Below are 14,200 nucleotides of genomic sequence, written 5' to 3' on the forward strand. Positions count from 1 at the left end.
CGTTTTCCCCATGTTAAAAATAATGGGGATTTTACCATTATGTACGTAACAAGCCTCTAAGAGCCTGTTTATTCAACAGAAGTGAACATCTCGTTAAGCGAAACTAATAGGAATGATTAACAATGTTTAAGAGTCAAATCTGTATAATGAACCCCGAAATTTTCACTTGGAGACCTAAAAATGAAAAAAATCGCTCTGACTCTGCTTGTTGCTAGCGTATCTCTTATGGCGGCTGACGGTGCTGCTCTGTACAAAAAATGTGCTGCATGCCACGGTGCAAACGGCGAGAAAAAAGCCCTCGGCAAATCTCAAGTCATCAAAGGCTGGGATGCTGCTACGACTGAAGAAGCGCTCAACGGTTACAAAGCCGGTACACGCAACATCCACGGTATGGGTGCACTGATGAAAGGTCAGGTTGCTCCGTACTCTGAAGCAGACATCAAAGCTGTTGCAGCTTACATCGCTGGCCTGAAGTAATTCCGGCCCCGTTCCGCATCCCTGCGGGACACCTCTTTTCTAGACGCAATTTTCCACCCTACCCCGCTTTAACAAAACGTTCAACCGCATCCATACGGACATCAGCTATATTCTCACCGGACTGACAGCGATTACCCCTAGCAGTTTCAGCCTCAACGGCCTAGCGCATCCACTGGTCCAGAATGATCAGCACCAGGAAAACGATCCCGAGGTAGCCGTTGACGGTAAAGAAGGCGCGGTCGATCTTCGTAAAGTCCTTGCGGACAAGGTAGTGTTCATACCCCAGCATCAGCGTACTTGCTGCCACAGCCATCCAGGCAAAAAAGCCCAGCTCCGCCGCCCAGACGAACATCCACCAGAACAGCACCGTATTGAGGTGAAAGAGGGTCGAAATGAAGAGGGTCGCTTTCGGGCCGTAGACGGAAGGCACGGAGTGCAACCCGTGAAGCTTGTCGAATTCGATATCCTGCAGCGAATAGAGCAGATCAAAGCCGGCGACCCAGAAAAGGACGCCAAGGGAAAGCAGCACCGACCACTGCGGCACACTTTCGCTCACCGCAACCACCCCGGCCAGGGGCGCAAGTCCCAGGGAAATGCCCAGCACGACATGGGCCAGCTCGCTGAAACGCTTGAAATACGAATAGCTTCCCAGTACCGCCAGGACGGGAATCGCCAGCATAAAGGCCAGGTCGTTGATCAGGTAGGCGACAATGATAAAGACGAGGGCGTTGACAACGGAAAAAAGCAGGATCGTCGTGCTGTCAAGACGGCCGTCGGCATTGGGGCGCTCCTGGGTCCTCGGATTCAGCGCATCGATATCGCGGTCGGCATAGCGGTTGACCCCCATGGCGAAGTTGCGCGCCGATATCGCCGCAAGGATCCCCAGCAGCAGCAGCGAAAATCCGAACCATCCCCCGGCGGCGACGATCATCGCGATAAAGATGAACGGAAGAGAGAAGATGGAGTGCTGGAACATCACCAGCTCATTGAAATCATGCAGTTTGGCGACGATGCGTTTCACCCGGCTACTCACTTTTTTGTTTAATTGTATCAAAAATCAGCATAGCCGAGGCATCCTGGTCAAAGAGAGGCCTGCGCAGAAACGACAAAAAGCGCTGCCGGACCCGGGGATGGGCGAAGGCGTTGATATGCCCGGCATCCGTCACGAGCCAGAAGGCGCGCGGCCGCGCCGACGCATCAAAGAGCTGCCAGCTGTGGTTGGGGGAGATGATGCCGTCTTTGGAGCCGGCGAGGTAAAGCTTCGGCACCGCCAGCGACGGGGCGATCCCGATGGGATCAAAGCGGTCCGTCAGGGCCAGCGTCGCGCTCCACTGCACCGGCCACCCCACGACGGAGCGGTCAAGTGCCTCCCTGCCCGCCTGGGGCAGCGAAGCGAAGGTACTGTCGAAGACGGCCAGCGCAATCCGCTCCGTCCCCCGCCGCGCCAGGGCATTAAACAGCAGCGCACCCCCCAGCGACTGCCCGATGACGGTCACCTTTCCCCCGCGCCGGGCCAGCACGTATCCCAGGGCGGCTTCGGTGTCCTCCACCGCCCCCTCCAGCCCCGGGGTGCCCTCCGAGGTGCCGTACCCCCGGTAATCGAAGATAAATACCTCGTACCCCGCCCGTACCAGCCAGTCAAACCCGGTAAAATGCGCCGAGATGTTCTGCGCGTTTCCGTGCACAATGATCACCGTTCCCAGCCGTGCAGATGGCGGTTCGAGCCACCAGCCCGACAGCCGCGTACCGTCTTTCGAATCGAAGTGCGCTTCCCGGTAACTGAGGTTGAGATCCGAGGGCGTCGCGTAGAGCCGCGAATCGGGCTGGAACACCATCGCTTCGCACCCCCATAACGCCAACAGCGTCACGATCGTAACCGCATAGCCCGCCAGTTTCATCCTGCTTCTCCTTGTACCCGTTACACACAACTTTAACAGCGATTGTAGCGTATACTGTCGTCATGAAAACGATCGCCCTCATCGGACCCACGGCCTCGGGCAAGAGCGACCTCGCCCTGCAAGCCGCCGCCGTCACGGGCGCGCGTATCCTCTCCCTTGATTCCCTCAGCATCTACAAGGGGATCGACATCGCCTCGGCCAAGCCCACGCTCGAAGAGCGCGGGGAGATCATCCACTACGGCATCGACGTCCTGACACCGGACCGGCCCTTCGACGTCACGACCTTCGTCGATCTCTACCGACAGGCGCTCAGAGACTGCGAAGCCGCCGGTGTACCGCTGATCATCGTCGGCGGGACCTCCTTTTACCTCAAGGTGCTTTTCGACGGGATCTCCGAAACCCCCGCGACCGATGACACCACCCGCGAGAAGGTCGCGGCACTGCTGCAGGAGCAGGCAAAGGCGTACGCCCTGCTGCAGCGCGTCGATCCGGAGTATATGGCCGGGATCGACGCCAACGACCGCTACCGCACCGAAAAGATGCTCACGATCTACCTGCAGACGGACATGCCCCCCTCCGCATGGTTTGCAGCCCACCCCCCCGAACCTATTCTGACCGACGCCCCCCTCTTCGCGATCGACGTCCCCCGCGACCTGCTGCGCAAACGCATCACCCTGCGCACCCACAAAATGATCGCCTCCGGGCTCATCGACGAAGTCGCCCGCCTGGAACGGCAGTACGGCCGTGCACCCAACCCCATGAAAGCGATCGGCATCATCGAGGTGCTGGAGTACCTTGACGGGAAGGTCTCCGCAGAGGAGATGACGCAGCAGATCATTACCCACACGGCGCAGCTTGCCAAACGGCAGCAGACCTTCAACCGGAACCAGTTTGCGCGGCAAACCCTGCTGCCCTACGAAGCGCTGCTGGAGCCCATAATTTCCGCCCTTTCCGATTAACGTTTACGCCCCCTTTCACCTTAATTCCCTCCGTGTTATAATAGATAAATATACACTTAATAATATCGATCAATCAGGGAGTGCAATCAATGAAAGGCAAAATCGCCTTACTCGCAGGCGGATGGATTTTAGTCGTCCTCTTCTCATGGACATGGGAGTTTTACCATAACAAAAACCTTGAGGAGGACGCCATGCTCAAAAGCGGGCGGGCCTTCTTCCAGCAGATCGTGCTGACCCGCGAGTGGAATGCACGCCACGGGGGGGTCTACGTCTTCGCCGACGAAACAACACCGCCCAATCCCCACCTCAAGAATGTGCGGCGGGACATCCCCCTGCCGGACGGGCAGCTGCTGACCCTGGTCAACCCCGCCTATATGACCCGACAGCTCTCCGAACTGGCGGAAAAGTACGACGGCCTGCAGATCCATATCACCAGCCTGAAACCGATCCGTCCCGAAAACGCACCGAAAGCCTGGGAACGCACGGTACTCGAATCTTTTTACCACGGGACAAAGGAATACGGCGCCTTTTTCGACGGCGGGTACCGTTACATGGCCCCGCTCTATACGGAGAAAAGCTGCCTGAAATGCCATGAATCCCAAGGCTACAAGGTCGGTGATATCCGCGGCGGTGTCAGCGTCACCATTCCCCACGTTATCGCCCCGCAGCTTCCGCTGGGCGGCGGTCATCTCCTCATCGCCCTGAGCGGGCTGGGGATCATCCTGCTGGTCGGCTGGCGCCTGCGGCGTGCCTACCAAACCGTCAAAGAGCAGAGCATGATCGATCCGCTCACCGGCATCGCGAACCGCCGCCACTTTATGAAGCGTCTGAAAGAGGAGTACCAGCGCTCACTGCGCGAACAGCATCCCGTCGCGCTGATCATGGCGGATATCGACTCGTTCAAAGCCTATAATGACACCTACGGCCATATCGAGGGGGACCAGTGCCTGCTCAGCGTGGCCCATACGATGCAGGAGGCCCTCAAACGCCCCGGCGACTGCATCGCCCGTTACGGGGGCGAGGAGTTCATCATCATGCTTCCCAATACTCCCCTTTCCAACGCCGCGCATTTTGCGGAGGAGCTGCGCCGTCATATCGAAGCACTGAAAATCCGCCATGAAAGCTCCGCCGGCGGTGATATCGTGACCGCCAGTTTCGGGGTCGCCGAAACGGAAGCCGGCGACGCCGACTATGAAGCCGTTATCCGGCGGGCCGACGCCGCGCTATACGCGGCAAAAAAGGCGGGACGGAACCGCGTCAACGCTGTCGTCTGACGATGCGCCATCCCCAGACCGCCATCGCGGCAAGGGCGACCCCGAGGGCACCATAGAGGGCATAGCGGTGCGCCTCGGCGAAAAAGAGCGCCACGGTATGCCCCAGCAGGTAACCCGCCAATGCAACGGCAACGGCCCAGAGCGCCGCACCGGCGGCATTGAGCAGCAGAAACTTTCCCGGGGCGATCCCGCTCGCGCCGAGCAGAAAAGGGGTGACCGTCCGCAAACCGTAGAGAAAACGGAAGCCGACGATCAGCGCGTTCTGTCGGCGATGCAGCAGCGAACGTACCCGTTCGGATTTTGCCTTCCAGCGCGGGCGTTTCTCCAGCAGCGCCATTCCCTGCTTCCGGCCGATGAAAAAATAGAACTGATCCCCGACAAAGCTGCCTGCAAAGGCGGATACGATCACCCACGGAAGCTCCAGATAGCCTGCATGGGCAAGGTAGCCGCCGATCACGAGGACCGTCTCCCCTTCCAAAAAGGTGCCCGCGGCGATCATCGCATAGCCGTACGTCATCACCAGCGCTTCAAGCATGCCCGTCTCCTAGATAATAAACGCCACGCCTACGGTCGACATCCCGAGCAGCAGCAGCCATAACGCGGCAATCCGGCCGGCGGCAAAGCCCCCGAACCAGACGGCATAGATCGCCTTGAGCAGATTGTTACTGCCTGCGGCGATCATCACCGATGAGACGATCACCGGCGTTTTCAGCGCCTCATGGCCTGTCAGCAGCGACAGGACAAAAGGATCGATGTCGGTAAAGCCGACGGCAAAGGAGAGCAGCTGCAGCCCGCCCGTGCCGAAATGGGCCGTGACGAGCTGCGTTGCCGCCATCATCACGACAAACAAGACGGCAAAAAGGAACGCGGTCCCCAGTTCCAGCGGGTTTCTATCCACACTCTCTTCCACCGGCACCGTCTCCCCGCTTTGCCGCAGGGCATACGGTGCGGCAATCGCAAAGGCCGCCAGGGCGAAGAGCATGAAAGGGAGCAGGAGGGCCCGCGCCACCTCCGGGGTGAAAATCAGGGCGATCACGATAAGGCGCAGGTACATCATGGCCGAGGCGGCGACGATGGCCCCCGTCATCAGGCGTCTGTTCCCGATCTCGGCGGCCTTGCGCGAGAGCACGACCGTCGTCGCCGTACTGGAGTAGAGCCCGCCGATCAGCCCGGCGATCAGATACCCCCTCTGGCGGAAGATGTATTTTTGGGCCAGGTAGCCGCCGTAAGAGATCGACGAAACGATCACGACCGCGCTCCAGAGCTCGAAAGGCGACAGGGGCAGAAACGTCCCGATGCGCTGATGCGGCAGCAGCGGCAAAATGACGGCCGAGAGCAGTACCATTTTGCCGACGGTCTCCAGCTCAGTGGCATTGAGGCTTTTAGACAACGCCTGCAGGCGCGGTTTGGCGTTGAGTAGAAAGATCATCAAAACGAAAACCAGTGAAGGCAGCCAGATGGCAAAACGTTCCGACAGCGGCCCGAAGGTATAGACGAGCAGCGCCGCAAGATAGAAAAGAATAGAGGGACGCCCCTTGGAGAGCTGCTGGACGTAAAAAAGTGCAAACAGCAGGGTAACTCCCGCCATCGCAACAAGGTAGGGGGCTATACCGAGCAACCAGCACAGATAACCGAGAATACCGAGAAACGTATACGTCCGCGCCGAGCCGAACGTATGCTCCTGGTCCGTGGGATGGAACCGCAGCCGGTAGGTCTTGATCTCCAGGCCGATCAGGAAACTGAACATCGCCGTGAGGGCAAAATCCGCCAGCCGGCTGTCAAAATACTCTTCCATCTCTCGACTCCTCAAAAAGGCATCACCCCGCCTCAGCGTCCGGTGGTCCGTCTGCTTGCCCCTCAGATCACCGCGATGCCGAACCGTTTACGATAATAGCGCAAAACCGCCATTTTTACGACATCGTTGAAGATGAACCAGATGAAAGCGTATGCCCCGACAGCCGCGGCGGCACCCCAACCGATCGGTACCATCACGCCGAACCCGTAGACGCCGACGACGATCCCGGCGGCGGCGCTGAGCAGCGATGCCGACAGCAGCGGTGCCGAGGGGAAGGGACGGCGGAAAAACCACTCATCGATGCGCGTATTGAAAATCGTGCCGTGCCCGGCGATGATGAGCTTGACGAAAAAGAGCGACTGCACGAAATCGAGCGGCAGATGCATCAGCGACATCGTGATCCAGAAAAGGGTAAACGAGGAGAGCACTCCGGCAATCCCCAACCAGGTCGCCAGAACGAATACCTCGCGCATATCCCACCGTACCGGTTTCTGCCTTACTTTCGTATTGTCGTAGGCGATGGTCATGATCGGGATGTCGTTGAGCAGCGCCAGGATAATAATCATCAGCGCCGTCACCGGGTAGAAGTCGTAGAGCACGATGGCCAGCGTCATAAAGATGATGACGCGGATCGTCTCGGCGATGCGGAAGATCGTATAGCTCTTCATCCGTTCGAAGATCTGCCGCGCCTCCTTGATGGCGTCGACGATCACGTGCAGGCCAGGCGCCGTCAGCACGATATCGGCCGCGGCGCGCGCCGCATCCGTCGCCCCGTCGACCGCGATGCCGCAGTCTGCCTTTTTCAAAGCCGGAGCGTCGTTGACCCCGTCGCCGGTCATCCCCACGATATGGTCCGCCTTCTGCAGCTCATCGACGATGAAATATTTATCTTCCGGGTAGACCTGGGCAAACCCGTGCGCCGCCTCGATCAGGGCGATGATCTCCGATTCGTGTTTCTTCACCGCCCCCTTCGGTATCGGCATGTTGTAAAGCTCACGCTGCACCTTCTGCAGGATTTCCCGTACTTTCGTATCCACTTCGGCCGCAGCGGCATGCGGCATCACCGCCTCGGTGATGGCCGAGGTCAATACCTTCGAGAGGTAGAGATACTCTTCGATCGATTCGCCCTTCAACGCCCGGACATCCTCGATCTGTTCCCCGATGGTAAGCAGCCGGGCGATATAGGTCGCAACGGCGATATTGTCCCCCGTCACCATCTTGACATCGATCCCGTTCGCCTCCGCCTCAGTGACGGCAAGTTTGGAGTCGCTTCTCGGCGGATCGAAAAAGGGGAGAAGCCCCACGAAATGGTAGACATCCTCTTCGCATTTGCGGAAAGCGACCCCCAGGGTGCGGAACCCCTTTTCCGCGAACAGCCGTACCCCCTCGTAGGCACGCTCACGGTCGAACTCATGCGCATCGCTCTGTTCGATAATGATCTGCGGTGCCCCCTTGGTGACGATCAGCTCGCACTCCCCACCGTCGTAGATCCCCTCGGTACGTTTATGGACGGGATCAAACGGCAGAAATTTCTTGAGCTGCCACGGCGTCAGCCGCTCCCGCAGCCCCCGGGTGTCGATCATGTCGAAAATAGGGCGTTCGATGGGGTCGCCGTTCTCCTCCCTGCTTGCGAGGGCGGCGTAGACGTACAGCGCCTCTTCGTCGAAACCGTCGGCGATGTAGGGGTCAGCCAGGCTCATGCGGTTCTGCGTCAGCGTCCCCGTCTTGTCCGAACAGAGCACATCCATGCCGGCAAGCTCCTCGATCGCGGCCAGCCGACTTACGATGGCCTCTTTCAGCGCCAGGACATGCGCCCCTATAGCCATTGTCACGGTGAGGACCGCGGGCATGGCCACGGGGATGGCCGAAATCGTCAGCACCAGCGAAAAGATCAGCAGTTCGACCGTCGGTTCGTTATTCTGCACTCCGTGGTAGACGATGACGGCGATCATCGCCAGTGTCAACAGAATGAGGAAGTTCCCGACACGCACAACCATTTTCTGAAAGTGGCTCCGCCCTTCGCGTTCCGCCTTGGCGACGAGCCCGACCGTTTTTCCGAAATAGGTGTGCGATCCAGTGCCCGTGACGTGGGCGATCAGCTCCCCCTGGCGGATGATCGCGTTGGCGTAGAGGTCGTCACCGACCTCTTTTTCAACGGGGAGGGACTCCCCCGTCAATGCGGACTGGTCGACCTGGATATAGTCGCTTCCGCTGAGCAGTTTGGCGTCTGCAGGGATGATATCGCCGATTTTGATCTTGATGATGTCGTCGGGGACAAGCGCTGAAGCATCGATCGTTTTCCACGCGGCATCCCGCAGGACCAGCGCCTTGCGGGCCAGCTTCTTCTTGAGCACCTCGATCGCATTGAGTGCTTTCGACTCCTGGTAGAAGTCTACTGCCGCATTGACGATCAGCATGACCATGATGATGGTGAACTCTTCCCATCGCCGCACGCTCAGCGCCAAAACGGCGGCGGTCTCGATCATCCAGGGGATTGGACCCCAAAAGCGTTTGAAAAGACGGGCCGCCCAGGAAGCCTGCTTCTCCTCGATCGTATTGGGTCCGAACTGCGCAAGACGGGCTTCAGCCTCTTCGCTGCTCAGGCCGCGCTGTAGTGAGTCGGGCGTCTCCGTATCCATCGTAGCTCCTTTTCAGGAATTCCGGTTGCCCCAAGCATGCCCATCGCACATTCAGAGCCTTATGGCATCATTGTAGCACTTTAATAAAATCGGTAGTAAACGGAAACAGAACGGCGAAGCGCCGACAAAGAAGAAAAGATGGCGGCCGCACCGCCCCCGGGATCAGTACCCGGAGTTGTAGACGAGGGTCGCGATAAATTCGATGAGCGGGTTGACTGCGATAACGGCGAAGATCGTCGCGAACGCGGCGATCCCGATGATCGTCTTGAGCGAGAGCGAGGCGTTCATCATGTAGTACTCGTGTACGCCGTGGATGACCGGCTCTTTCATGAACATATAGATGATCAGTTTCAGGTAGTAGTACCCGGCAATGGCGGAGTTAAGCGCCATGATAAGCGCCAGGACCGTATAGCCGCCGGTGACCGCGGAGCTGATCATATAGAGTTTACCCCAGAAGAGGCCGAACGGCGGGATACCCGCCAGCGAAAGCATGAACAGACCCATCAGGACCGCCGCGAACGGCATGATCTTGACCATACCGGCGAACTTCTCGTACGGATGATCCGAACTCTGGCCCGGCAGCAGATGCTTCTGGCGGTTGACCCACAGCATCGTAAAGGCACCGAGGTTCGTGAAGCTGAAGAGCACCCAGTAGAGGAAGAGCGCCGTATTCGCCTGTGTCGTACCGATCAGGATCGCCGCGAGGACGAAACCGGCATGGGAGATGGAGCTGTACGCGAGCATCCGTTTGACGTCGGTCTGCACCAGCGCCCAGATGTTCGCCGCGGTCATCGTCACGACGACACCGCCGTAGAGAATCACCTGCAGCCAGACGACTTCGCTGTGGACCATGAACTCGAACAGACGCATGACGACGACGAAGCCCGCGATCTTCGGCACGATGGACATATAGCCCGCCAGCGCCGCGCTGGAACCCTCATAAACGTCCGGTGTCCACGTATGGAACGGAACCAGGGAGACCTTGAAGCCCAGCGCCGCCAGCATGAAAACGCTGCCGATACTGGCATAACCGATGTTAGCGAAGCTGTCCGCCGCCATCACTTCGGCGATCGTATGGATCTCGACCGAGCCGCTGATCGCGTAGAAGATCATCGCACCGAAGGCGTAGAAGCCGGCGGCGAGCGCACCCATTGTAAAGTACTTGACCGCCGCTTCGAAGGACTTGGAGCGGTTATGCAGGGCGATCAGCGTATAGAGCGCCAGCGACGCCGTCTCGAGGCCGACGAAGACGAGGATCAGGTTGTCCGTCGCGACCATGAACTGGAAGCCCGCGATCATAAACAGGAACAGCGAGAAGTACTCCGGGTAGTTGTACTCGTGGAAACGCTTCGACGTCAGGGCCAGCGGGATGAAGAGCATCGACGCGCCGACGATGATGAGCTGCGACAGGATGGAGATCCCGTCCATCAGCATCACGTTGAAGAAACCGAGCATCGTGCCGTTTTCCGTGAAGATACCGGCGAAATCGACAAGCGAGCCGAAATCGAGCAGCAGGAACAGCAGGGAGACCATGACGTAGAAGGACTTGTGCAGCCCGCTCTTCGCCAGATCGACGACCAGGATCGCGAGTGCGCCCGTGATCGCGATGAGCATCGGGGCGAGGGTGGCGAGGTTCAGCTCACCGAAAGATACATTGACAGCTTCCAACATTATTCTGCCTCCCTTTCAACGTCCACTTCGACTTCCGTGACGGAAGCCATGGCGATTTTTGTTTCGGCCGGGTTCGGGATCGCCGCTTTTGCCTCCGGCGTGATCGCCTTCTCGTGCATCAGCTGGACGATGGATTCGACCGAGTTATTGATCGGCGTCAGGACCGGCTTCGGGTAGACACCGAGCCAGACCGCGATAATGGCCAGCGGGATCAGGGCCACCAGCTCTTTCTTGTTGACGTCCTTGAGGTTCTTGTTCTCCTCTTTGGTGACGTCGCCGAAGAATGCCTTCTTATAGGCGGAGAGCATGTAGATCGCGCCGACGATGATCGCCGTACCGGCGAGCAGCGTCATCATGTGCGACTGGGAGTAGAAGCCCAGCAGGCTCAGGAATTCGCCAACGAAGTTGATCGTGAGCGGCAGGCCGACGGAGGCCATCATCATGATCCCGAAGATCGTCGCGTAGCGCGGCATCACCTGTGCCAGGCCGCCGAACTCGCTCATCAGCTTCGTATGGCGGCGGTCGTAGATGACGCCGACCAGGAGGAACAGCGCGCCGGAGACGACCCCGTGCCCGATCATCAGGAAGACCGAACCGCTGATCCCCTCCACGTTCATCGCGAAGGTACCGAGGATGATGACACCCATGTGGGAGATGGAGCTATACGCAACGACCTGCTTGATATCTTCTTGCGCATAGGCGACCATCGCCGTGTAGATGATCATGATGATCGCGATGACCGCGACCGGGATCATGAAGAAGACGGAAGCGTCCGGGAACATCGGCAGGGAGAAACGCACAAACGCGTAGGTCCCCATTTTCAGCAGGATCGCCGCCAGGATGACCGAACCGATCGTCGGCGCCTGCCCGTGGGCATACGGCAGCCAGGTGTGGAACGGGAACATCGGGACTTTGATCGCGAATCCGATGAAGAAGGCTACGAAGAGCCAGAGCTGCAGGTTCTCCGGCAGCACCAGACGGTACCACTCGAGGATCGAGAAGCTCCACTGGCCTGTTGCCTGGAAGTAGAAGTACGCCATGAAGAGCATACCGACGAGCATGACCAGTGATCCCGTAAAGGTATACAGGAAGAACTTGATCGACGCGTAGATACGCAGTGGCCCGCCCCAGGCACCGATGATATAGAGCATCGGGACAAGGGAGAGTTCCCAGAAGACGTAGAAGACGACTGCATCAAGGGCCGCGAAAACACCAACCATCGTCATCTGCAGGAACAGCAGGGTGATGATCATGTCCTTGACACGGCGGGTCTCCGTCAGCGACGCAATACCGATCAGGGTAAAGAACGCTGCCAGGATGATGATGAACAGTGAGATCCCGTCAACCCCCAGGAGGTAGTTGATGCCGAAGGCGGGGACGAGGGCGAACTGTTCCATGAACTGCATGCCGCTGACGGCAGGGTCATAGACGTACCACATGACCAGGGAGAGCACGAACTCGATGGCGCTGACCGTGATCCCGTAGGCGCGGATGCTCTCTTTGGACACGATAAAGCCCAGCATACCGGCCAGTGCCGGGAAGAAAATCAGAATCGAAAGAATATGATCAAACATCGGTTAAGCTCCTAAACCTGGGAATACCATCTGCATCAGCGCAAAGATGTCATAACGCTTGATGTAGAGGACTGCAAGCACCAGGAGGCCAACGGTACCGATGACCATCCAGCGCAGCATGGATGAGAGGTTCCCGTTTTGCATCGTGTGCGTCCCCTCACCTGTTTTGTAGATCGTTGTCGCAATCAGGTCGACGGTCGCGTCGACGACTTTGAGATCGATCTGTTTCCAGAAGAGCTTGGAGAGTTCCGCATACGGCTTGGAGAAGAACTCATCGTAAAACTTCGGAATGTAGTACTGGTTGAACAGCATCTTATACACCGCCGTCTGCTGCAGTTTCGGGTTGAGCAGACCCTTGCGGTAAAGCAGGATCGCGACGACGATACCGCCAATGGCCATCAGCGACGTGACGGCGATCAGCATCATCTCGACGTGGTGCGTATGGAACGTGAACGTCGGCAGCAGCTCGGTGACAAAGTGGACGAACTGGTGCTCGAACCAGCCGGCAATGACAGCCAGGACCGCCAGCGGCGCCATCGCCCAGAGCATAAACTTGTACGCTTCATGCGGATGGAAACCGTGCTCTTTGTAACGCTCTTCGCCGGAGAAGAACGTCAGCATGATCAGACGGAAGGAGTAGAACGCCGTCAGACCCGCCGTGATCCAGAGGACCGCCCAGATGACGTAGTGCTCGCTGCTGAAGGCGACTTCGAGGATCTTGTCCTTGGAGAAGAAGCCCGCCAGCGGCCAGATACCGGCCAGGGCGACGGAAGCGAGGATCATCAGGATCGCCGTCCACTTCATCACTTTGTAGAGCCCGCCCATCTTGAACGGGTCGAGTTCGTCGCTCATCGCGTGCATGACGTTACCCGCACCGAGGAAGAGGAGCGCTTTGAAAAAGGCGTGCGCCATCAGGTGGAACAGTGCCACCCAGTAGGCACCCAGGCCCGCCGCGACGAACATGTAGCCCAGCTGCGACAGCGTCGAGTAGGCGATGATGCGCTTGATGTCGCGGTTGACCAGCGCCATCGTGGCCGCGAACATCGCGACGAAGGCGCCGAGGCCGGCGATGAAGTAGCCGACGTCCGGGATCAGGCTGTAGAGCGGGTTGGCGCGGACGACGAGGTAGACCCCCGCCGTAACCATCGTCGCCGCGTGGATGAGCGCGGAGACCGGCGTCGGGCCCTCCATCGCGTCGGCCAGCCAGGTGTGCAGCGGGAACTGCGCCGATTTACCCATCGCACCGATGAAGAGGAAGATCCCCATCATCGTGACAACGGCAGTGTCGAGGTTCGGCACCGCGGCAAAGACGGCGTCATACTGCAGGCTGCCTGTATGCCAGTAGAGTAGGAAGATACCGATGAGCATCCCGAGGTCGGCGATACGGTTCATGATGAACGCTTCGTTCGCCGCCCAGGTCGCGGACTCTTTGTGGTACCAGAAGCCGATCAGGGCCCAGGAACAGAGACCGACGCCTTCCCAGCCGATGAACATCCCCGCGAAGTTGTCGCTCATGACGAGGATCATCATGGAGAAAACGAACGCCGAGAGCCATGCAAAGAAACGGTTGAACGCTTTGTCGTGGTCCATGTAGCCGATGGCGTAGACGTGAACGACCGTCGAGACCGTCGTGACGACGATCATCATCGTCGCGCTCACCTGGTCGACGACGAAGCCGAACGGGATGTAGAGGCTTCCCGTCTCCATCCAGGTCATCAGTTCCGTATGGATCGGTTCACCGCCCTGGAGCAGGTAAACAAACAGTGTGACGCTGGAGACAAACGATGCAAAAAGCAGCGCCGAGGTGATGACCCCCGTCCAGAGCGTTTTCGGTGACGCACCGAACAGCGCCGCGAAGAGCGAGCCGACAAATGGTGCGAACAGTGCAATATAGAGATACATTTCCATTCTTA

The 14,200-nt window shown here is 58.6% G+C and carries 11 protein-coding genes; 3 read left to right on the plus strand and 8 right to left on the minus strand.

Translation table 11 applies throughout. The features are described 5' to 3' along the window. Positions 1-180: 180 nt before the first annotated feature. A complete protein-coding gene (locus tag WCX72_RS11345) occupies positions 181-477 on the plus strand; it encodes a c-type cytochrome (RefSeq protein WP_231019178.1) in 297 nt (98 codons plus the stop codon). Between the two features lie 160 nt (positions 478-637). On the opposite strand, the gene mqnP is transcribed toward WCX72_RS11345, so the two are convergent. Together mqnP and WCX72_RS11355 are read right to left on the minus strand one after the other, a co-directional pair. Then, positions 638-1,498: a menaquinone biosynthesis prenyltransferase MqnP gene (gene mqnP, locus WCX72_RS11350; RefSeq protein WP_231019179.1), complete on the minus strand. Its 861-nt coding sequence runs from the start codon at positions 1,496-1,498 to the stop codon at positions 638-640. Positions 1,499-1,502: 4 nt separating this feature from the next. After that, the gene (locus WCX72_RS11355; RefSeq protein ID WP_345969867.1) at positions 1,503-2,375 is read right to left on the minus strand and encodes an alpha/beta hydrolase; all 873 of its coding nucleotides are present in this window, start codon (positions 2,373-2,375) and stop codon (positions 1,503-1,505) included. A 62-nt stretch (positions 2,376-2,437) separates the two neighbouring features. Here WCX72_RS11355 and miaA point away from each other — a divergent pair, with 62 nt between their 5' ends. Beyond that, a complete protein-coding gene (miaA, locus tag WCX72_RS11360; protein WP_345969868.1) occupies positions 2,438-3,334 on the plus strand; it encodes a tRNA (adenosine(37)-N6)-dimethylallyltransferase MiaA in 897 nt (298 codons plus the stop codon). A gap of 89 nt (positions 3,335-3,423) precedes the next feature. Beyond that, positions 3,424-4,608, plus strand: coding sequence for a diguanylate cyclase (locus WCX72_RS11365; RefSeq protein WP_345969869.1), 1,185 nt, complete (start codon positions 3,424-3,426; stop codon positions 4,606-4,608). On the opposite strand, the gene WCX72_RS11370 is transcribed toward WCX72_RS11365, so the two are convergent. From WCX72_RS11370 to nuoL, 6 genes are all read right to left on the minus strand, one after another. Continuing rightward, positions 4,592-5,143 (minus strand): DedA family protein, encoded by a 552-nt coding sequence (locus WCX72_RS11370; RefSeq protein WP_345969870.1) that lies wholly within the window; start codon positions 5,141-5,143, stop codon positions 4,592-4,594. The two genes, WCX72_RS11365 and WCX72_RS11370, sit on opposite strands and share 17 nt — an antisense overlap. A 9-nt stretch (positions 5,144-5,152) precedes the next feature. Further along, complete coding sequence (locus WCX72_RS11375; RefSeq protein ID WP_345969871.1) at positions 5,153-6,403, minus strand: DUF4010 domain-containing protein; 1,251 nt, start codon at positions 6,401-6,403, stop codon at positions 5,153-5,155. A gap of 62 nt (positions 6,404-6,465) precedes the next feature. After that, positions 6,466-9,042 (minus strand): HAD-IC family P-type ATPase, encoded by a 2,577-nt coding sequence (locus tag WCX72_RS11380; RefSeq protein ID WP_345969872.1) that lies wholly within the window; start codon positions 9,040-9,042, stop codon positions 6,466-6,468. 162 nt (positions 9,043-9,204) lie between these two features. After that, positions 9,205-10,713: an NADH-quinone oxidoreductase subunit NuoN gene (nuoN, locus tag WCX72_RS11385; protein WP_345969873.1), complete on the minus strand. Its 1,509-nt coding sequence runs from the start codon at positions 10,711-10,713 to the stop codon at positions 9,205-9,207. After that, positions 10,713-12,287 carry an NADH-quinone oxidoreductase subunit M gene (locus WCX72_RS11390; protein ID WP_345969874.1) on the minus strand — a complete coding sequence of 525 codons (1,575 nt, stop codon included), beginning with the start codon at positions 12,285-12,287 and terminating at the stop codon, positions 10,713-10,715. The genes nuoN and WCX72_RS11390 overlap by 1 nt, the downstream gene beginning before the upstream one ends. 3 nt (positions 12,288-12,290) lie before the next feature. Further along, the gene (gene nuoL / locus WCX72_RS11395) at positions 12,291-14,195 is read right to left on the minus strand and encodes an NADH-quinone oxidoreductase subunit L (protein WP_345969875.1); all 1,905 of its coding nucleotides are present in this window, start codon (positions 14,193-14,195) and stop codon (positions 12,291-12,293) included. Between the last annotated feature and the right edge of the window lie 5 nt (positions 14,196-14,200).

The organism is Thiomicrolovo immobilis (assembly GCF_039645955.1).
In the GTDB taxonomy this organism is placed as follows: domain Bacteria; phylum Campylobacterota; class Campylobacteria; order Campylobacterales; family Sulfurimonadaceae; genus Thiomicrolovo; species Thiomicrolovo diazotrophicus.